This window comes from Microcoleus sp. S13C4 (assembly GCF_036700865.1).
GTDB lineage: Bacteria > Cyanobacteriota > Cyanobacteriia > Cyanobacteriales > Microcoleaceae > Microcoleus.
Genome location: NZ_JAUBPS010000041.1, coordinates 36479 through 57337 on the forward strand (window position 1 = coordinate 36479; position 20859 = coordinate 57337).

20 protein-coding genes and 1 pseudogene are annotated in these 20859 nt (G+C 44.9%); 10 read left to right on the top strand and 11 right to left on the bottom strand.

The window, feature by feature from the left end:
• Window positions 1-5: 5 nt before the first annotated feature.
• From QT996_RS17915 to QT996_RS17940, 6 genes are all read right to left on the bottom strand, one after another.
• Window positions 6-1118, bottom strand: a complete 1113-nt coding sequence (locus tag QT996_RS17915) for an Mrp/NBP35 family ATP-binding protein (RefSeq protein WP_333048064.1) — start codon at window positions 1116-1118, stop codon at window positions 6-8.
• Window positions 1111-2085: a HEAT repeat domain-containing protein gene (locus QT996_RS17920; RefSeq protein WP_333048065.1), complete on the bottom strand. Its 975-nt coding sequence runs from the start codon at window positions 2083-2085 to the stop codon at window positions 1111-1113. Before QT996_RS17920 ends, QT996_RS17915 begins: the two co-directional genes overlap by 8 nt.
• Window positions 2086-2117: 32 nt before the next feature.
• Window positions 2118-2345 carry a 4Fe-4S dicluster domain-containing protein gene (locus tag QT996_RS17925; protein ID WP_332959817.1) on the bottom strand — a complete coding sequence of 76 codons (228 nt, stop codon included), beginning with the start codon at window positions 2343-2345 and terminating at the stop codon, window positions 2118-2120.
• Between the two features lie 336 nt (window positions 2346-2681).
• Window positions 2682-4385 (bottom strand): fumarate reductase/succinate dehydrogenase flavoprotein subunit, encoded by a 1704-nt coding sequence (locus tag QT996_RS17930; protein WP_333048066.1) that lies wholly within the window; start codon window positions 4383-4385, stop codon window positions 2682-2684.
• 24 nt (window positions 4386-4409) lie between these two features.
• On the bottom strand, window positions 4410-5474 hold the full coding sequence (locus QT996_RS17935; protein ID WP_333048067.1) for a sulfonate ABC transporter substrate-binding protein: 1065 nt from the start codon (window positions 5472-5474) through the stop codon (window positions 4410-4412).
• Between the two features lie 275 nt (window positions 5475-5749).
• Window positions 5750-7327, bottom strand: a complete 1578-nt coding sequence (locus QT996_RS17940) for an adenylate/guanylate cyclase domain-containing protein (RefSeq protein ID WP_333048068.1) — start codon at window positions 7325-7327, stop codon at window positions 5750-5752.
• Between the two features lie 88 nt (window positions 7328-7415).
• On the opposite strand from QT996_RS17940, the gene QT996_RS17945 reads away from it, so the two are divergent.
• The 9 genes from QT996_RS17945 to QT996_RS17985 all read left to right on the top strand — a co-directional run bounded on the left by QT996_RS17945 (window position 7416) and on the right by QT996_RS17985 (window position 13789).
• Window positions 7416-7676, top strand: coding sequence for a hypothetical protein (locus QT996_RS17945; RefSeq protein ID WP_333048069.1), 261 nt, complete (start codon window positions 7416-7418; stop codon window positions 7674-7676).
• 220 nt (window positions 7677-7896) lie between these two features.
• Window positions 7897-8727, top strand: coding sequence for a prepilin peptidase (locus tag QT996_RS17950; protein ID WP_333048071.1), 831 nt, complete (start codon window positions 7897-7899; stop codon window positions 8725-8727).
• 61 nt (window positions 8728-8788) lie between these two features.
• On the top strand, window positions 8789-9004 hold the full coding sequence (locus tag QT996_RS17955; protein ID WP_333048073.1) for a hypothetical protein: 216 nt from the start codon (window positions 8789-8791) through the stop codon (window positions 9002-9004).
• Between the two features lie 153 nt (window positions 9005-9157).
• Window positions 9158-10108: an acetyl-CoA carboxylase, carboxyltransferase subunit beta gene (accD, locus tag QT996_RS17960; RefSeq protein WP_333048074.1), complete on the top strand. Its 951-nt coding sequence runs from the start codon at window positions 9158-9160 to the stop codon at window positions 10106-10108.
• A gap of 318 nt (window positions 10109-10426) precedes the next feature.
• Window positions 10427-10618 carry a hypothetical protein gene (locus QT996_RS17965; RefSeq protein WP_006633443.1) on the top strand — a complete coding sequence of 64 codons (192 nt, stop codon included), beginning with the start codon at window positions 10427-10429 and terminating at the stop codon, window positions 10616-10618.
• Window positions 10619-10763: 145 nt separating this feature from the next.
• Window positions 10764-11252 (top strand): photosystem II cytochrome c-550, encoded by a 489-nt coding sequence (gene psbV / locus QT996_RS17970; RefSeq protein ID WP_242719283.1) that lies wholly within the window; start codon window positions 10764-10766, stop codon window positions 11250-11252.
• A 154-nt stretch (window positions 11253-11406) separates the two neighbouring features.
• Window positions 11407-11907, top strand: coding sequence for a photosystem II cytochrome PsbV2 (gene psbV2 / locus QT996_RS17975; protein WP_190733403.1), 501 nt, complete (start codon window positions 11407-11409; stop codon window positions 11905-11907).
• A 125-nt stretch (window positions 11908-12032) separates the two neighbouring features.
• Complete coding sequence (petJ, locus tag QT996_RS17980) at window positions 12033-12371, top strand: cytochrome c6 PetJ (RefSeq protein WP_333048076.1); 339 nt, start codon at window positions 12033-12035, stop codon at window positions 12369-12371.
• A gap of 413 nt (window positions 12372-12784) precedes the next feature.
• Entirely contained in the window at window positions 12785-13789 is a 1005-nt protein-coding gene (locus QT996_RS17985) for a CHAD domain-containing protein (RefSeq protein WP_333048077.1), read from the top strand.
• Window positions 13790-13929: 140 nt separating this feature from the next.
• Here QT996_RS17985 and QT996_RS17990 read toward each other — a convergent pair whose 3' ends face one another.
• The 3 genes from QT996_RS17990 to QT996_RS18000 all read right to left on the bottom strand — a co-directional run bounded on the left by QT996_RS17990 (window position 13930) and on the right by QT996_RS18000 (window position 17276).
• On the bottom strand, window positions 13930-14427 hold the full coding sequence (locus QT996_RS17990; protein WP_333048078.1) for a 2TM domain-containing protein: 498 nt from the start codon (window positions 14425-14427) through the stop codon (window positions 13930-13932).
• 258 nt (window positions 14428-14685) lie between these two features.
• Window positions 14686-15522, bottom strand: coding sequence for a cyanoexosortase A (crtA, locus tag QT996_RS17995; RefSeq protein ID WP_333048079.1), 837 nt, complete (start codon window positions 15520-15522; stop codon window positions 14686-14688).
• 1025 nt (window positions 15523-16547) lie between these two features.
• Complete coding sequence (locus QT996_RS18000; RefSeq protein ID WP_333048080.1) at window positions 16548-17276, bottom strand: PEP-CTERM sorting domain-containing protein; 729 nt, start codon at window positions 17274-17276, stop codon at window positions 16548-16550.
• A gap of 1463 nt (window positions 17277-18739) precedes the next feature.
• Between QT996_RS18000 and QT996_RS28680 the strand changes: the two are divergent.
• A pseudogene (locus QT996_RS28680) lies at window positions 18740-18940 on the top strand (DUF255 domain-containing protein); the annotation flags it as partial.
• Here QT996_RS28680 and QT996_RS18005 read toward each other — a convergent pair.
• Both QT996_RS18005 and QT996_RS18010 read right to left on the bottom strand, forming a co-directional pair.
• Window positions 18877-19008: a hypothetical protein gene (locus QT996_RS18005; protein ID WP_333048081.1), complete on the bottom strand. Its 132-nt coding sequence runs from the start codon at window positions 19006-19008 to the stop codon at window positions 18877-18879. The pseudogene QT996_RS28680 and the gene QT996_RS18005 overlap by 64 nt on opposite strands.
• A gap of 191 nt (window positions 19009-19199) precedes the next feature.
• Window positions 19200-20774, bottom strand: coding sequence for a PQQ-binding-like beta-propeller repeat protein (locus QT996_RS18010; RefSeq protein WP_333048083.1), 1575 nt, complete (start codon window positions 20772-20774; stop codon window positions 19200-19202).
• Window positions 20775-20859 lie beyond the last annotated feature (85 nt).

Sequence of the window (20859 nt, forward strand, 5' to 3'; positions counted from 1 at the left end):
CTTCTCTAGTTACTTACATGATTAATATTCGCGGGCAATATATCAGTTGCACGCGCCGGAGAAAAAGTAGCATCTAGCCCTGCTGCTATCTGCATAAAAACCTGAGATACCGCCGAGTTCGGATCGGCGAGGGTTAGAGGTTTTCCTGTATCACCGCCCGCACAGATGCGCGGATCTAGAGGAATCTGGGCAAGGAGGGGTGCTTGAAGTTCTTCTGCTAACTGTTTACCCCCACCACTACCAAAAATTTGTATCGGTTCTTGATTGCGATCGCAGATTAAATAACTCATATTTTCAATAATCCCCAGCACTGGAACTCCTACTTGGCGAAACATATAAATATTGCGACGGACATCGGAAATAGATATTTGTTGCGGCGTAGTAACGAGAATCACTCCACAAATAGGACTTTCTTGCACAATGGTAATTTGAGCATCTCCGGTACCTGGGGGTAAATCAATGAGTAAATAATCTAATTCGCCCCATTCTACATCTTGAATAAACTGCGTAATAATTTTGTGGAGAACTGGGCCTCGCCATGCTAAAGGACGTTCTGGCTCTGCTAATAAACCCACTGACATCACTTTAATTCCCTGTGCTTCCAGGGGTAAAAATTTCTCACCTTTAGCAGTATTAATTGTCTCTACATCGGCTTGTTTTAAGCCTAACATTTGAGGAATATTGGGGCCGTAAACATCAGCATCTAGCAAGCCTACCTTGGCTCCCTGTAATTTTAACGCTGTTGCTAAATTCACAGCCGTTGTAGATTTTCCCACCCCACCTTTGCCGCTAGAAATAGCCAAGGTAGTTCGCACGTTGGCTATCGTGCAAGTTTGAATATAAGTTTTTTTGCACCAGCTTACAGGCGATAAAACAGATTCAATTATTTTTGGCAAATCTTGCTGATGCGATCCAATATAAAGGCGCAAATAAATGTAATTTTCAACAATTCGCAAATTTCGCACCATTCCCAAACTGATGATATCATTTTTGAGTGTGGGTTCGATGACTTGTTTGAGATAGTTGACAACTTCTTCCTGTCGTAATTTTTCCACAGGATGGGAATTTTCTGAGGGGAGATGTGAGTGGGTTTGTGGTAAAGAGGAAGAATTAACCATTTTGGGAATTTTGCAGTAATGTTTGAATTTTCTGAATCGCTTTTTGAGAGAAAATAGTAACTTCTTTATCGGGATCGTCCAGAGATTGTTGCAGCGCAGGCATCGCGGCAGGATTGCTGAGATTGCCGAGGGCGATCGCAGCTTCTTTCCGCACATCTGAATATTCATCAGCTAAGGCTTTAATCAAAGCAGGCATGACTCGTTCATCGGGAATTTTTTGCAACGCTTGTAGCGCGAATTTGCGAACTTGCCAGTGTTCGTCACTTACCGCTGTTTCCAGTGCCAAAATTGCCGCACTATCGGCATGAATTGCCAAAGATTTAGCTGCATTTCGTCGCACTTGCCAGTCAGTATCGCTTTTGAGTGCTTGACACAAAACTGAGATGACTTCTGGATCTGTTAAATGTCCTAAACTTAAAGCCGTAGCACGGCGAACATTTAAATCTGCATCAGATATTAAGGCCAAAGCTTGGGGACATTTTTCCACCTGATTGAGATAGCTGAGAGTGGTTACTGCTGTTGCTCTCAATTCAGGAACATCGGATTTAAAAAATGGTAAAATATCAGGTAAAGACTGAGCATCGTGAATCTTCCGCAACAATGTTAAGATATTGAGTTGAATATTAACATTGTCGCGGTGGAGTGCATCTAGTAGTTGCCGTAAGTCAGTTGGTGAAACTAATTCATTTAATGCAGATAATGCTTCTTGGCGAATATCGGCATCGGCGGAACCCAGGCACTCAATAAAAGCAGGAATAGCCACAGGATTGCCAATTTCCCAAATGGCAGATATGGCAATTTTTTGAACGGCACTACTCTCATCTGACAGGGCGAGAAGTAGGGCGTTTGTAGCTTCTTCATCACCCAAATACTGTAAATTTTTAACGGCAACAAGGCGATCGCTTAGTTCGGGCGATCGCAGCATTTCTAGCCATTGATTTAATTCACTATCGTTCTCAGCAATCATGAATTTTTACACTTTATACAAAATAGAAAAACTTAGCGCAACAAGAAGGGAATTTTAACCGTTATGGCATTAGTTGGACATTCTTTTTCACAAGGCAAACAAAACCAACATTCATCGTATTTCATGTAAGCTTTACCTGTTTCTGGATTTTTTGCCAGTACATCCAAAGGACAAACATCAATGCATACCTGGCACTTCTCCAAACACTTAGACTCATCTACGGTGACTGGAACATCAACTCGTTGTGTAATTAAAGCCATAGTTAGGTGCGATGGTTAATGGTGAATAGAGTTCTCCGATTGTCAAGTGGGATGGAGTGAGTTTATGGATATGATAGTGAGAAATCAAAGATAGTGACGAGAACTCACCTCTACAATAAGCTGTCTAGCATTTAAACAACTTATTATAGGAGCCTGGTGCGTTAGATCCAAAGTTTTGTAGAACTCACAAATTATTTATAACTGACGCACTCTACAATATCTTCTCTATCTACAAATAAATCAACTCGACAATATCTTACATCCCACTTGAATGTATAGTAATCTTAGTGTTATTGATCCAAATGACGGGAACAAATAACCTAATCTTACTATAACTCAACGCGCTACAACATTATAATCCTCTTTATGTAAATCAACCTCCACAATATAAGGTTCAACTGGACGCTTAAACAAGCTCATTTCTCCTGATTCCCCTTTTTTCAAATTAACATGGCAAAACCACTCTTCATTATTTTTATCAGGGTAATCTAGCCGATAATGATAAAGCCCCCAACGAGTCTCACAGCGATACAAAGAAGCCCTCGCCGCCATCTCCGCACAGTCTCGAATAAAGTGAACCTCCATGCAGCGCATTAACTCATGAGGATCGCGAGCGCCCATTTCCTGTAGAGTTTCTTGATAACGGACAAAATTTTTCAGCCCAATCTCCATTTTGTTTCCTACTTTCGGTGGTTGTAAATAATCATTAACTAAGCGCCGTAACTTATATTCTACTTGCGTGTGAGGGATTCCATTGGGCAGCTTTAAAGGTGCATAAACCCGCGCTTTTTCTGCTTCCAGAAAATCAGCGTCAGGCTCGACATAATCTAAACTTTGGATGTAGTCAATGGCATTAGTTCCTGCTATTCTACCGAACACAAAAGCCCCGATCATGTAATTATGAGGAACGCTTGCCATATCTCCCGCTGCGTAGAGTCCGGGCACAGTTGTTTCTGCCTTTTCATTCACCCAAACACCAGAGGCGCTGTGGCCGCTGCATAGCCCAATTTCAGAAATGTGCATTTCAACGCCGTGATCGCGATAATTTTCCCCTCTACCCTCGTGAAATCGACCTCGGCTCGGCCTTTCATTTGACCAAAGAATTGACTCTATTTCAGCGATAGTATCTTCATCGAGATGAGTCATTTTTAATTGAATTGGGCCTTTACCAGAGTGTAATTCATGCCAGATTTCCAGCATCATTTGACCGCTCCAATAATCGCAACTAATGAAGCGATGACCTTCGGCATTAGCAGTATGAGCACCGAAGGGGCCGGCGACATAAGCGCAAGCAGGGCCGTTATAATCTTTAATTAGCGGGTTGACTTGAAAACACTCAATGTTAGTGAGTTCTGCTCCAGCGTGGTAAGCCATTGAATAGCCATCTCCGGCATTAGTCGGATTTTCATAGGTGCCATAAAGATAGCCGGAATCGGGTAGTCCTAAACGACCACAAGCACCTGTAGAAAGAATGACAGCTTTCGCTTGAATTACTACAAAATCTCCACTTCGCACGTCAAAGCCAACGGCTCCTGTAGCGCGTCCTGCTTGCACTAAAACGCGGGTTGCCATCACTCGATTGGTAACTTTAACTTTGTGGCGTTTTACCTGTCTGGTTAAAATTTGTTTGAGGTCTTTGCCTTCGGGCATTGGCAACACATATTTGCCGACGCGATGAACTTGTTTTAAGTCGTAGTTACCTTGGGCATCTTTCTGAAATTTTACTCCCCAAGTTTCTAACTCTTGGATGACTTCATAGCCTAATTTTCCAGTTTGATAAACGGCTTTTTGGTTGAGGATGCCGTCATTAGCAAGGGTAATTTCGCGGACGTACTGTTCTGGTGTAGAATGGCCGGGAATGACGGCAGTGTTTACACCGTCCATTCCCATTGCGATCGCACCACTTCTGCGAATATTTGCCTTTTCTAAAATCAGCACTTCGCTGTCAGGATTTGCCTGTTTAGCTTTGATACCAGCCATGGTGCCAGCCGTACCGCCACCAATTACAAGCACATCAGTTTTTATCCATTGAGTATTCACGTTAATTTCTCCTGGCTAATGACGCTACTTACCATCTTTCAAAACGATTTCTTTAATTTGGACGGGCTTAGGAATAAGTTGCAGTTTTTGGAAGGTATCAGCAATTTGCTGCTGTCCGGCAATCTCTTCATCGCTGAGGGGAAAAAGGCCATAGTTGCGTCGCTTTTCAGACACTTCTAACACGGAGGCTTCTATCCCTAATTGCGTCTCCAGAAATTTAGCAACTTCTACGGGATTGCCCGCCGCCCATCGATCGACCTTTTTGACTTCATCTAAAATGAGTTTCAAAATCTCAGGATGTTCGTCCACAAAACCCTTGCGGGCAAGATAATAACCTCGATTGGCAGCGATTCCTGTTGCATCTGTTATAAGTCTGGCCCCGGCGGATTTTTCTGCTGCGGCTAAGTACGGGTCCCAAATTGCCCAAGCATCCACATTTCCCCCTTCAAAAGCGGCGCGGGCTTCTGCTGGTTTGAGGAAAGCTGGGTTGATGTCGCTATATTGAAGTCCACCCGCTTCTAAGGCTTTAACTAGGAAGTAGTTTGTGTTAGAACCTTTGGCAAAAGCTATTTTTTTGCCTTTAAGATCGGCAACAGTTTTTATAGGTGAATCCTTGGGAACTAGGATACCTTCAGACTTAGGATTTGCAGTTTCGTAAGCAACATAAACTAATGGTGTTCCGGCAGCTTGAGCAAAAACTGGCGGTCCTTCTCCTGTGTAGCCAAAGTCAATACTGCCTGCGTTGATTCCTTCTAATAGAGGAGTCCCAGCAGGAAATTCTACAAATTTTACAGAAGATTTGGAGGTTGCTAAGGCTTTTTCTAAGTCGCCTTTGGTTTTGAGAGCGTTGAGAACGGTAGCTGATTTTTGATAGCCGATGCTAACTGTAACGCTTTTGGTAGGTGCGGAAGTGCTCGCAGTGGCTGTGTTCTGTGTGGTAGCGGTAGGAGAACAAGCTGCCACTACCAAACTCAAGCCGAGTCCGGTTGCAAATAGCAGGGAAAGACTGCGAACTCTCCGAAAAAGGAAAATTTGGCGGCAGTAGCTCAAAATGCCTAAGAGGTGGGTTTCTGCGAGCTTAATCAACATAAATGCCAACAAGAAAGGGATTGAGAGTAACTTTACTGGCAGTATACCACTGTATATCGATAAATTTACCGGAGTTAATAGTTAAGCAGAGGGCGGGTAAATTTATTTTTATAGATATTATTGGAAATTGTCCTATTACAGGCAATATACGCTAATTTTATCGATTTACCGTATTTTAAGATTTTGGGGTACGATCGCGCATAATAATGATGCGGTAATGGTTGGTCATGCTCTCAATTGACCAGTAGTATGCCCTTATTGCCCAGCAAAGTTATTTAAACGCCCCCTTTTCCCTTCTCCCCTTTTGCACCTTGCAAAGCAAAAATCGGAGTTCGAGCAGATTTCCCCTTCAGAGCAACAGATCCCAAAGCCTCGCAAATGAAGAGCGGCCCGATCGACTCAAACACCCTTTCACCAATCAAAATTTGGTTTTCCCCCGCCTTGCTCATCAACCGAGCCGCCGTATTCACCGTATCGCCGAGGATATTAAACTCCCTGCGCCCTCGCGGTTCCCCAACCTCAGCAGCAAACACTGGCCCACGGGAAAGCCCAATTTGACACCTTACTTTTACTTCTTCACCCGCGATAATTACCAGAGGCAAACGTGCAATGATATCTCGGATCGCAATTGCCGCACTAGCCGCGCGGCTGGCGTCATCCGTGTGAGCGTCGGGCACGCCAAAATAAATCAGCATATCCGAACCGTCCAAGTGCGCCGTTACTTTTTGCAACACGCCACCTTTAGCTGAGACTACAGCATCGATCGACGCAAACACCCGAGAAAAACCCGCTACCAAATTGACTTCTTCCTCCAGCGAAGCTTTGTCCACAGACTCCGGTAAACCAATCAAGTTGACAAACATCACCGTCGGTTCAGGAAAATCCGGCGGAATTTTTCGCTGATCAGCATTTTCAACCAGCAGTCTCAGGATAGCTTTGGGAATATAACTAGCAAGGGGTTCAAGCCGCTTCACAGATTCCCCGATTTCGCTTACCAAGCCCGAAACGCTGCGATCGAGCAATACCGAACTCGGCATCCGCCGCCCAGTCAAAGTGATATCATACTCTCCGAGTCGATCGTCCGTTAAATCGTCCGCCACCAAAAAATAACCCGGTGTCCCGGGTTCAAAACGAAATTGCTCTCCCAAAGACTCTCTAGCAGCTTCAGTCAAACACACTCGGCCCACAGTCCCAGAACCCTCAGCTTGCTTGGCTTGCTGGACTGAATGCCCCAGCAGTACGTGAGCCATTCGCAGTGGCGTACCGATGTCAGCACTAATATAGCGCCCGCAGTGGATGCCCACCCGCATCCTCAAAGACAAAATACCCCGGGCCGTTTCAATATTGGCAAATTCAGCCATCGCCCGCTGCATCCGCAAACCCGCCCGCACCGCCCTCGCTGTATCCTCTTTGTAAACCCCTGACAGAAACTGCACCAGCATCGCATCTCCGGTAAACTCCAGCAAATCCCCGCCCGATTTGCTGACAATTTCAATCATCGAGGCAAAATAGTCGTTAATCACGCCCAGAAGGCTTTCAGCTCCCTTGCGCCCCTGGGTTGCATTCGCTTCCAACAGCGAGGTAAACCCTGCCAAATCCGTGAACAGCAAGGTGCCTGTTTGCCACTGGTAGCGCACCTCCCCTGGGTTTGGCGGAGATTCGGACACGGGCCGGGGCACGTAGTCGTGCAGGATGTAGCGCAGAGTTCGCAGGTGATCGAAAACTCCCATTAGCGTTGCGGGGGAGGGATCTACCCACGCAGCGGCGTACAGCTCAGCCGAAAGGAGCGATCGCAGCCGCAGTTCGATCCCAGCCAAGGGAGGATTGTAGGTTAATCTATTAATAATTTCCACCTAAGTTTATTCTTAAAAAATAGGGTAAGTTCTATCGATCGAGAGGCAATACCAATAGCTCGACCTATACCATTATGATAAGTTTCCAGTGACCCCATACCAGCCAAACCCTGAACCCCCGATAGAAACTTCCAAAAGTCACAGCTTGCTAGCTCCCGATTTGATCCGAGCTGCCCGATCGGCCTATGGTATGTATCTAAAAGTGCATTCCGAGCAGATGCAGCGTCCGGCCGGTGTAGTTGTCAGTCAAGGAAGCGATCGAGGCCAGCTAATTTTTGCTTCGCAGCCGATTTTGTTGCCAGGTGAGCGTTTTGTTACTTTTGACGAAATAGAATCTCAAATGTATTAATTGGTAATTGGTCATTAATCATTGGTAACTAATATTATGTCCGCTCCTACGATCGCAATAAAATAGGTTTCTAGTGCATACCTAAGTTTTCAGGATTTTATGAAAACTTGCATTCTTGACTATTAACACCTTTTATGAGGGGTAACTGACCGGACACGATCTAAAAACTAACAAGTGACACATAACCACAGTCAACAATGAATCGTCAACAGACAACTTAATGGAAATAATCTTTAATTGCCTTGTCACGGCGATCATCTTTATTCTCGGATCGGCTATTGGCAGTTTTCTAAATGTGGTAGTCTATCGGTTGCCTGCGGGTTTGTCGGTGATCCACCCTCCTTCTCGCTGTCCCAAATGTTTAAATCAACTTAGAAATTACGAAAATATACCCGTGTTCGGTTGGCTATGGCTGCGGGGACGCTGCAATCACTGCCGCAGTCGGATTTCGGCCCGCTATCCGCTGGTGGAAGCAGCTACGGGTTTGCTGTTTTTGTTAATCTTCTGGCGTTTTGGCGTAACAGTGCAAACTCTTGGTTTTTGGGCTTTGTTTAGCTGGCTGTTGGCTTTGTCTTTGATTGATTGCGATACAATGACTTTGCCTAATTCTTTAACTCGATCGGGTTTGGTGGTCGGATTGGTTTTCCAGGTGGCGAAAGGTTGGTGGCCGACTTTTAGTCCGATCGACTCGATACACTATCTGGTACTCGATGGGATCGCGGGAGCAGTTGTCGGGTTGTGGCTGTTTGACGCGATCGGACTCGCCGGGACGATCGGACTGGGGCAGAATGCTATGGGCGCCGGAGATACCAAATTAGCCGCCTTGATGGGAGCTTGGCTGGGGTGGAAATACTTGCTGCTAGCGGGATTCATCGCCTGTTTAGCCGGGGCTTTTGCCGGTGGCGGGGCGATCGCCCTCGGCTTGCTCGATCGGCGTCAACCCATGCCTTTCGGCCCGTTTCTGGCTCTCGGTGCAGCAATTACTGCTCTGTGGGGCGAAGCCATCTTATCTAGTTACTTGCAGTTGTTTTTCCCGAATTTTAGTTTCTGATGTGCCCGTAGTCAGGCGCGATCGAACATAATATTGTCTCAAAAATTGGTAAAATTGTTCCGTGTCTTGGATTACACTTACAACTACTAGCTTTCGTTGGGAAGCGGAATTAATGCAGCAGCTCCTGGCTGCTCATCAAATCCCGGCCCGCATTGTAGACTTGGGAATAGCATCTTATTTGGGGGCTGGAAGTGCTACAGCCCTGCAAGTTCTTCCAGAACACCAGCGAACTGCATCGCTCCTCATCAGTCCCATTGAAGAGGACAATAGTCAGTAGTCAAGTCTGTTGTTTATTGTCAGTTGTTATGGGTTATGGGTTATTAGTTATTAGTTATTAGTTATTGGTAGCAGCTAACAACTCACAAATAACAACAGCCAACAGTCAACAGTCAACAGTCAACAGTTAACAGTTAACAATTAGCAAGTTTTAATGTCTCTATTTGATTGGTTTGCAAATCGACGAAAATCAGTACCGAACTCCCAAGAACGGCCGGAACGAGAAATTGCGGACGGACTTTGGAATAAATGCGAAGCTTGCGGTGCCCTAAGTTATACCAAAGACCTGCGAGCAAATCAAATGGTTTGCTTGGAATGCGGGCATCATATCAGAGTTTACAGTGACGATCGCATCGAGCAGTTGATCGATCCCAATACCTGGGTACCCATTAACGAAGGACTGCACGCCACCGATCCCCTGAAATTTCGCGATCGAAAAAAATATAGCGATCGACTTCGAGAATTTCAAGAAAAAACAGGCCACCTAGACGCCGTAGAAACAGGCATCGGCAAACTCGAAAATTTGCCCGTCGCCCTCGGAGTCATGGAGTTTCAGTTCATCGGCGGCAGCATGGGATCAGTAGTCGGAGAAAAGCTGACTCGCCTCATCGAACAGGCCACGCGGGAACGGTTGTCCGTGATTATTGTCTGCGCTTCCGGTGGTGCGAGAATGCAAGAAGGAATGCTCAGCTTGATGCAAATGGCTAAAATTTCCGGGGCTCTGGAACGCCACCGGGAAGCGAGGCTGCTTTACATCCCGATTTTGACCCACCCGACCACCGGCGGCGTCACCGCCAGTTTTGCCATGCTGGGAGACATTATAATTGCAGAGCCAAAAGCTACTGTGGCCTTTACGGGCGGCCGGGTAATCGAGCAAACTCTGCGGGAAAAGCTGCCGGAAAATTATCAAACTTCCGAATACTCCTTCGCCCACGGTTTTGTAGACTTGATCGTACCCCGGACTCAATTAAAGAAAACTCTCGCTCAGCTCATCAGCCTCCACCAGCCCCAGCCTTTCTTGGCCGACTCGGAATTCCCCGCCCTCGAAGCCAGCGATAACCACGCTTTGCCCCCGCAGACTCACGCTTTCAAACTTTCTCCCTAAGCTGCAGCGCCGGATGATTGTCTGTTGGTGAGTCCGGGGTACAGAGGGAAATTTCTGAGGAATTGCGAAAAGCCCGGGTTCTACCAAAAATAGTAAAAACGACGCAGCAGTGGGATGATATTGATCGGAAGTTGATTGGCCCTGGAGTTTGGCTGGGCAAAAATGCCTAGTAGCAGTTAGCGGTTAGTTAGCTTGCGATAGATCAAACAAAATCTCAGAACAAACTAACAGAACAAGCTAACAGCGCTTTCTAAAATTGTCCGGCTTTCAGTTAATAGCCGTCAACTCAATTTTGACCTGTCAGCGACCTAAAAATTTATGGGTTTTGCAGACCTGTCCATCGCAGAAATAGCAGAGGACTTTAACGTCCCTGTTGAAGACGTGATCCGCTTGTGCGATGAGTTGGAAATTGCCTACAAGCACCCTCAAACCCGTTTGGCTTTGGAGGATGTTAAGGCAATTATGTCCACTCTCGAAAAAAGGCGCGACTCAAAACTTCTTGCAGATTAGCTCGCCAAATTCCTCTACCTTTAAAGGTATAGCTGCACAAACTTTCGCCAGTTGTTGCAGAATCAGGGAATTTTGAACACACATCTGTTTGCCAGGTACGATCTCTTAGCGTTCAATAATTTGCCGGATTTTTTTAAGGAGAACCATGCTTAAAAGATATTTCATTGCTCTGACCGCTGTATTCTTGAGCTTTCAGTTATTTGTCAGCAGTGCGATGGCTGTCGAACTGAGTCCTGAACTTCGCACTGTGACTTTGAATGACAAGGGTGCTCCGGTAGTGCTGAGCCTCAAACAAGTTCAGCAAGGCAAACGCCTGTTCAATTCGGCTTGCGCTCAATGTCACGCTGCGGGCATGACGAAAACTGACCCGAACGTGAATTTGAGCCCGGAAACTCTGGCTTTGGCGAGCCCGCCCCGGAATAATATTGAGTCGCTGGTGGACTTTATGAAAAATCCCACCACTTATGACGGGTTTGAGGAAATTTCGGAACTGCATCCGAGCATGAAGAGTGCGGATATTTTCGCTGAGATGAGAAATCTCTCGGATGACGATTTGTACGCGATTGCCGGTCACATTCTGTTGCAGCCAAAAATTGTCTCTAAGCAGTGGGCTGGTGGCAAAGGCGCTCGCTAATCGATTTTAGATTTTAGATTTTAGATTTTGGATTTTGGATTGGGAGAGGGCTGAAGTTCGGCAAGAATTGCTGGCTGGTCGTTTTTCGCTCTAAAATCTGAAATCTAAAATTTACCTCCTGCTCATTGATTATCGCAAAAGGTTGGAGTCCCTCATGCTGCGTCGTGGTGCTTTTGTCTGCTTTCTGTTGGGGATGTTAATTATTTTGCCACTCGTGCTGTTGGCTCCTCAACCTGTTTTGGCTGCTGCCGATTCTTACGTGAATAGGTATTTACAAGCCAGCGAACCTGTGGCTCTGGAGTTGGACTCTGAGGGACATACTCGCTTGTTTTCGGCTCAGGATTTGTCTGCAGGCAAGGTATTGTTCGAGCAAAGTTGCCTCAATTGTCACGTCGGAGGAGCTAATTTGCCCGATCCGACGATATCTCTGTCTTTGGCTGACCTTAAAGGGGCAACGCCTCCCCGCAACAACATCAATAGTTTGGTGGCGTATCTGAGAGAACCGATGACTTATGACGGTACTGAGGAGACTTTTTGGTGCCGCCAAGTGCCGGAAAGCTGGATGCCACAGGCTGAGATTGAAAATTTAGCGGCTTTTGTGATCCGAGCGGCTCAGAAAGCTCCGGGCTGGGGCGTGGAGAATTTTGAGAGTTGAATTGCCACTACCAAAAAGTGGTAAATTACTCGGAAGAAGGCGATACGAGTGTGCGATCGCGCCTGTTTTAACAGGTAAAATATCTAAAGAATCACCCTTTGCGTGTCCATTAGAGGAGAACTGCGTTGAAAAGACTCTTATCGATCGCCCTATTAGCGTTCGCAATTTTTACCGTCGGCTTTGGCCGCCCTGCTTTGGCAGGAGATGCCGCTAACGGAGCTAAAATCTTTAGCGCCAATTGTGCTGCTTGTCACATCGGTGGCGGCAACGTGGTTATGGCCATGAAAACCTTGAAAAAGAGTGCTCTTGAGAAGTACGGCATGAATTCTCTCGAAGCTATTACCACTCAGGTAACTAAGGGCAAAAATGCTATGCCTGCTTTCGCCGGCCGCTTGAAGCCCGAACAAATTGAGGATGTAGCAACCTACGTGCTCCAACAATCTGAGAAAGACTGGAAAGGCTAAACTGCTTCATTGAAGTCAGGCAAGCTGGGCGGGCTTGATTTAATTTAAAACTTGTCCTCCCTCACGCACCCTCTCTCACCCTTTGGCGAATAAATATCGGTTTGCAGCGATCTTAACCAGTTGGGGAAAGCGCGCCAGAAATCTGATTTTTATGAGCTCAAGGGTGAGGGAGGGTAATTTTATTTTAGATTGAGGATTGAGGATTGAGGATTGAGGATTGAGGATTGAGGATTGAGGATTGAAGATTTTAGCTTGTTAAATGCTGATTTTGTATAAATTGTCAAGCACCTTATATGAAGATTTATTCTGGCTGGGGTTCATAAATAAAAGTATGTGCTAGGATATAACCCCTTATTAGTAAAGCTTTGAAATCCAAATTAAAGTTGATCGGGGTTCTGGAACCTACAACTGTTATGAACATAAAAACATCAACAAAAGTTAAAACTCAAGTTAAAACTCTCGGAGACGCTGCATCTGGGGCGATTGAGAAATATTTCCGTAAAAGTGTAGCGCACGAGGCTGAAGTTATCAAGGACAAAGACGCGGAAGAACTTCATCAAATGCGCGTGGGATTGAGACGTTTGCGATCGGCTGTGACTGGTTTTGCTCCGGTTTTAGACTTGCCAAAAGAGGCTTCGGAAAGCAAAATTGGTAAGGTGGGGCGGATTCTGGGAACGCTCAGGGATTTGGATGTGATGCTCGAAAGTCTCCAAAACCGCTATTACCCAAATTTGCCGACTGACGAACAGGAAGTTTTGGATAAGGCTTTGTTGAATTTGCTCAAACAGCGCCACCGGGCTTTGAAAGGGGTGAGGGCGATTTTAGAGCACAAAACCTACGAATCGCTGAAGGAGTCGATCGAGGATTGGTTAGAAAAACCGCAGTATCGGGCGATCGAACATTTGCCAATTGCTGAGGTTTTGCCGGATTTACTGTTACCTCAAGTCAGTGAGTTTTTCCTCCATCCGGCTTGGCTGTTGGGCACGGAATATGAGGATGGCAAAGTTAAAGTTGCTGATGATTTGAATGCTGAGGCTGTCGAAGAGAAGTTAGCAGCAGAGGGAAGTATTCTGCACGATTTGCGGAAGCAAGCGAAGCGAGTTCGCTATTTGATGAATCTGTTTGGCGATTTTTACAGCGAGACTTACGAAGTTTATGTCGAAGATGTGAAGGCTGTTCAGGAATGTTTGGGCGATATTCAAGACTGTGAAGTTTTAGGGGAGTTTCTGACTGATTTTGTCGATCGCGATCTGAAAAAAGAGTTGCCGAAATTGGCTGGTTTGTTGGCCGAAAATCGCTATGCAGCTTGGCAAAAATGGCAGGTTTTACAGCGCAGGTATTTGACTCCGGAAATTCGGCAAGGTTTTCGATCGGTATTAATTCATCCTGTGGTTGATGATGCTGCTAAGCTCGATTAACCGTAACTATAACGCGCCGAACCCCGATTTATAAAAGAAGTGAGGGATTTAAAGTGCGATCGCGCCTTGGGAAGGAAAAGGGCGATCGCTGTTGAGTATGACGTATAATAAAGGGCGATCGCGTTTTTTACCATAGCAAATCACGACTGCAACCACTTCATAAACTTATTCGTCGCAGTACCAATAGACTCTCCGACTTGTTTCTTCAACCGCCACCGCCCAAACGCTTTTTCGTAATCTTCCCCTTCAGTTTGATACACATTCCAAGCATTCAGCGACAACCCCAATCCCCACGTTAGTAAAATGAACAGCGACCAAGAAAGCTCGTGGGCTGCTGCTAGATTAAACAAAACTAAGAAACTATTTATTATGCCGTACTTTGTTACATTTTTCTGCAATTTAGCGCGACGGTAAGAGTTAAAAACCTGTTTTTCTTGAAATTCTCCTCTAGTTGCTAACCATTGCTGTTCCGCCGCCACAATATCCTGTTCGGAAATGCCCAATTCCGCTGCAATCTCGAAAAGCTGCACTCTGGATAATTCCCCTTCATCCTGTCGGCGTGCGATCGCAAGCTGTAAAATACCCTGAGCATCCTCTGAATCGTAAATGTGATTTATTTGACTTTCATTTGTCCCCATAGCAAGTTTCCTATAATTCCTGACATCCTTTCTATGATAGATATAGGCGCACTTAAACAGCAGGTAGTGACATTGGCGGATTTCAACACCCGGACATTTGAGTGAGCGAGACTCCTCACTAGGGTAATGGAAATCGAAAAACCGATATAAGCTGTTCACCATTTAAATTTTCGATACTATCTAAGCCAGTAAAGGGTTTCAGCCTCTGCAACACCCAGTTTAAATGCTAAACAGCTTATTACCTCAAATTGCAACTAATTAATTTCCCGAACTTTGACTAAGTTTGCTATCTCGTTTCAACATAAATTGATAAAATATCCCAAACAAAATCACCGCAATCATTCCCACGACTAAAGAACCTTCACCCTCATGCCAATATTTAAACAAATCTAGGCGATGAGATGCAACTAACAAAGCCATTCCCGCCACCCGAAAAGCATTAATAATAAAACCACACATAACAGCGACACCTATTACCAAAGCCTTATTTTGTTTAGTAGGAAACATCAACAAACAAACTACAGCTAAACCTAATAAGTAATTCATTGCCTCTATACCCGAACAACCCCCATTTACCACCACCCTTCCTGTCGGTAAAGCAACATAATTACCGTCTCGTGTTACATTAAAACCGATATACCACAAAGAATAATAAGCAAATTTAGCCGTAAGCGAGGTAATAAAATCCATTAAAGGTAACGTAAGGACACTGGGGGTTCCATGAAAAAATAATATTACCAATTCACGCCAATAGAGTTTTAAGTGCTGAAAACCTACCGCAAGTAGGCTCAAACCTAAACCCGACAAAAAAGGTGCAAGTCTTAAAAAAGGATCGTATTTAGTGGAAACCCCAGCACTTTTAAATAAAATAAAAACTATTAATAGCGTCCCTGCTACTCTAGACAATAGGTCACTTTTTATCTCACTCTCTTTGAGAATATCCTGTTTGTCCCAAAGCAGGGAACCCACAGCGGACCAAAAAACTATACTCATCCAAAAATGAGCAATATCCCCCAGTTTCCACAGGAGTGTCATATTCAGAGTTACTAAAGCTGTGGCGATAATGATGAGCCCAAAAAGTTTTCTCTTGAACATTTTAGATATTAGTTATTAGTTGATTGATGAGAGCCATACTTCGGACTGTTTTTGATTGCCAACCGTAGAATAAGGGTTTCCCGGATCTGCGGCAATCGAAGTACTAACGGAAAATCGCGGGTTTCAGACTACGAACTAAAAACAGTCCAGACTATTGTTAGATCATATCATCAAAATAGTAGGGGATGTGGACAACTCAGTAGCTTGAACCCCTCCTACGGAAAGGAGTCGGAGGATTTTAAGGGCAGTAAATCTTTGAGATGAGGTTAGTAGACGCTTTGGAATTTGACGAATGGTGAGACTCACAGGCAACGCATAGCTCAGCATTAGGATACCTAGTGGAAAGACGGCTACTCGAAATGATTGGTTGGATGCCTAGCACTTGCTTACTTGACCCCTGTAAGCAAATACGAAAAAGAGAGTGAATCAACAAAAATTAAAAATAAGTAGCCTTAATGAGGCTTGGGTTTCTTGAAAGTAGACAAAATTGGCACCGCGCACGGTGTGACACTGAGGTTTGAGTAAATACGGCTGAGCGAGTTGGAGTTCGAGCCATGCTCAATGGTGATTATCTGCTTTTCAAGAATCGAGCGGTCTTTATAGCAATCCTCGCATCATTTGGGAATTTCTTACGGACTCCCAGCGGGTTCGGGGAGGGTTTGGGTGGGGTAAAAAATTTACGACTCCTGCAAGGATTGCTATATATCGGAAATGCTTCAGAAACAGCCTTACGGGAGTTCTTAAATGCGCTGTCTAGGGGCGATTTTACGGGAAGCATCTCAAAGCAGTCAACATAGAAATTGGAGGGAGGAGCCAGGAGGAAAGAGGAAGAAAGAAGGAGCCAGAAGAAGTGTTTTTACAAATATGAGATGCTGTGAGTTCGGCTTCAAAGTCCGGGGTTTTCACGGTGGCGCGCTATCAGATACTAAGAAACCTGGTTTCACCAAGAAACCAGGTTTTTAGCTCGAACATAAAATAATCAGTTTGGCATCAAGCCAGAATCGAAAACGAGTTCAAATGATAGCCTATTGAGCTTTGTGAGCCTGAGCGCGTTGCTTTTTGAACATAGTACCAAAACCAACAGCGGCTCCAGCAGCAAGCATTGTTAAAGGTTCAGGAGTAGCTTCAGTGTTGCTAGTGCTGATACTGCTGACAAAAGTATCGCTACCGCCATTAATACCCTGGACGTGCAACCCTAGTCTCAAAGTACCAGCATTCAACGCGGAAACTACGTTAGTATAATTTCCACCAAAACTCAATCCCAAAGCCTCACCAGTTTGGACACCGTTCGACCCAGCACCATTTTTCGTAGCTGAAAAATCCGTAGACCAAGGAGTAGTAAGGTTTGAACTTTGTGGCATATTAGCAGTACCATTATCTTTAAAATCAACCGTGCCGGTATTACCAGTATTAATGCCAAAGGCGCTCAATAAATTGGTGTTATAACCTGTGTCAAAGTAAACTGAACCAATAAAGATACCGGGGACGGATGTGTTATTATTGGCAATTTTGAAGAAAACGTTATCTGAGCCACCATCTGTGACATCAAAGCTAAAGTCATTAACATAAGCATCTCCAACGGTATCGCCACCAGCGATATTACCAAAGCTGAAGGCAGAGGCAGGTGCTGCGGATACTGCACTAAGAGTGGCGACACTGGCAACAGCTAAAAGAGATTTGACTAAGTTTAATTGCAATTTCATTGTTAACACCTTTATTTTTATGTTTGCTGGAAGCAGGTTTTTTTCCTTCACATATTCAATGTAAACGGAACCACAAGTTAATGCAAGTAGTTTTGATAAAGATTCGATGAAGATTCAGAATACGCTGATGGGATTTAGGCAAAATGCCTAAATAGATGACTTCTAGCTAGCTATTTCCTATGGCGTGCATAAAAAAATAGGGTGCTGCCACCCGGATTTTAGTCCTAACTTTTCTTTATTTCAAAAAGCTCTAACCCACCTTCCTAACCTGGGTTTTTACACAGCATAATTACTGATAAAACTGTTTTAAAGCTCTAAATTATGCCCTTAAAAAGTTTTTTATCCGTTAATGTACGGTAGAAAAGTTTAAGTGAGAGCTGGATGGCTGGGTAAAAATAGGTAAAAACCGATGGTGACAGTTGAAGCGGCAGAATGTGGGCTATAACTCAGGACAAAATCTGGGTTCATATTCGGTGCGTCGATTCTCCCTTTCGGATTCAGCAACAAGCGCCATTTAGACTTATATGTTGCACCATTACCAAGAACCGGCTCTGGGGCCCGTTCCACAAAGAATGAGTTTTCTTGTGGGGAGTAGGGGTTGGGCCCCAGAGGCCGCCCACAACAGGCTTATTGATCATGGTGCAACATCTCAGTTTAAAGACCAATGGTTTCGGTGCTGGTTATTATCTGTGACGCCGGAACTTTGGCCGAGTAAAGGGACGACTCGACTTTCTAGGACATAGTTTGCGGAACACCTCTACCGTCAGGGCTGTTTCATTCTCAGGAAAACCAGCTTTTTGTACGGGTCGTGCCAAGAATGCCGACCCGACCCATCCAGAATTTCTTAGGCATTTGGTGGGATTGGGGCAGCCACGGGAGGCAGCCCCTACAAGAGAATGAAACAGGCTTGCGTCTACCGTAGAAGGCGCGGTGGTCGTTATCTAAAAATGTTGGGATTAATAATTCTATTTCTGGGTCTGCTTTCCCTAAAAATTTGTTAATATTATTTTTTTCTGAAAAAGCTCGATTCTAAGATTTAAAGGCGTGAGCAGCAAGTAGAAATACTTGACGCAGTAAGGGTTTGAGTAGCTTGTCATCAAAAAAATGTGTGCGTGCGATCGCTAATTTTTAGACTTTCTGCAGGGTCGAATCAGGATTGTTCGTGTTCGCTACCCTCCCAATGGTCAATAAACTTGTGATAATTACTACTCTCTTGAGGGAGGTTCAATATCCTAAACCCTCTAAATATCAAGGTTTCAGGGGGTTTCTCACTCCGTCACTTCCCAGATTGAGTGTGGCACTGTTTGAGGACAGCAGGAGGAACCGCCGCAGTCAGCAAAAATTTTCCCAGCCGTTGATTGAAGGTTCTCCGAGATGATCGACTCATTTGACATATAAATGATCAGTGATCGTATGAAAACAGGATTATCAGCAACAACTCAGCTAAAACATCTAGCGCTAAACTGCTATAGAACTGACAAGCTTACCCAGCAAAAGTTCAAGGGGATTTGACTATGGTCAACCGTCTTACTCAATCCCAAAGCCTTTATCTGCGAAAACAGGCCGAAAATTTGATCGACTGGTGGCCCTGGTGCGACGAAGGCTGAGAAAGGGCCCGGAGGGAAAATAAACCGATTTTCCTGTCAATTGGCTACTCTAGCGGCCACTGGTGTAGGGTGATGGAAGGGGAAGCATTTTGCGATCGCGCGATCGCAAGCTGTAAAATACCTTGAGCATCCTCTGAACCGTAAACTTGACTTATTTGAGTTTCATGAGTTGTCATAACGAGTTTCCGATAATTTCCGAAATTATTTCTCTCATACATATAACCGCAGTTAAACCACAGGTAGGAATAGGTGGGAGATTTCCACACCCTTTAGTCGAACAGGCTTTCGGGCCTGTTCGACTAAAGAGTTTACTTATTGTGGAATAGGCAAGAAAGCCTGTTCCCGATAGAGGAAAAAATACCAATAACTAACCCAACGTATACATCCAGCCATCCCTCGCGCAAATCCTCACAATTCCGTCCCAAACTACAGGCGTCGCCTCAAAGGATAAGCCCGGCTTAAATCTCCCGGATTCTTTTACTTTCAAACGGTAAAACTCGCCTTTAGCATTTCTCAAAGCATTTTTCTCGCCTGACTTCGCTCGTTCCCAATTCAACTCGAACAAATAAACGCCGTTGTAACCGGCACTGATCAGTTTATTGCCATCGGTAAAAATGGGAGTTGAAATAGAAGAACCTATTTCTTTTTGAAAAACTATTACCGGAGTATCGTAAGACTGGTTTCGCCAAGGTACAGCCGTTTTTTTGCCTGTAATCATATCTTGGGAACCGATGTATAAGTTGCCGTCGATCGCATTTGTGGCAAACAGCGCCGGAAACTCCCCTGAATTGTACTCGTCATTCAACGCCACCGAGCCAATTATCCCCCCTTCCCAGCTAGAAAGTCGGCGATTTCCGGTAGGTAAAAACCATTCGACGCTGGCATTCGGTTCTTTGTTTGGATTCAGCTTCAGCACTCCGCCGTTGCCCTGAATGTATTGTTTTTCAATGGCACAAAACAGTTTACCTGATTGAGAAATTACAGCAGTTCCATCCAAATCTGAACCCGTATAAAAATCCCAAACTATCTTTTTGGTTTCAATGCTAATACCGTAAATATGACCGGAACCAGCAGCTAGAAATATTCTATCTTTGAGCCGTGATGGCGATGACTCCGCTACCAAGTTTCCGCCGTGTTTGCTGATATCTCCGGCTGCATAAAGCTGTACTTCCGACAAGATATTTGGCTGCTTGATGCCTTGTTTGATTTTTGCTTGGCTGGCCGAACTATCGATAAAATAGCCGATCGCATTTTCCCCCGCATTGAACAAAACGCCACCGCCGATGTCCAAAGCGCTGCTGTCATTATCCCGGCTGTAGCTGGGCGTTCTCCTGATGTCCAATTTCCAAAGTTCCTTGCCAGTTCTAAAAGATATTGCCCTAAAACTCGGCACAACATTTTTGCCACCACCGCCGCTGCGGCTTCCCTGCAAAATCACAATTCTATTTTCGGCGCTGGCTTTTTCATCGATATAAATTGTTGATGAGCCTTTGATTATATCATCAAATTTATAGCGCCACACTTCTTTATTTGTAGCAATATCTATTTTTCGCAAATTGTGGTCGAAAGAACCTATAATTAAATAAGTTTTCCCCCGGTCTCTGGTAATTGTGGGCTGTCCAGTCCAACCCGCGCCACTCCAAATTTGCGATCGCCTTCCCAGAAAAGTCCGTCCGCTTCCTAGCTCAAATTTGTCGATTAACTTCAAGCTTTTGGGGACACCTCTGCCGTAGAACCGACGCTTGTCGTTACCTAAAAAGGTCGGGACTAATAATTCTATTTCTGGGTCTGCTTTAGCCAGAAAATTGTTAAGATTAGTTTCTAATAAAGCTTGATCCGACGATGCAGTTTGGCTCAGTTTGATAACAGCAGGAGGAACAGCAGCACTCACCAAAAATTGTCCGAGCTGTTGATTGAAGGTTCTCCGAGATGATAAGCTCATATTAGATCGAGATACTCAGCGTTATACCAATTTTTTATGAGGCTGCATAGAATCTGATCCCCCCTAACCCCCCTTAATAAGGGGG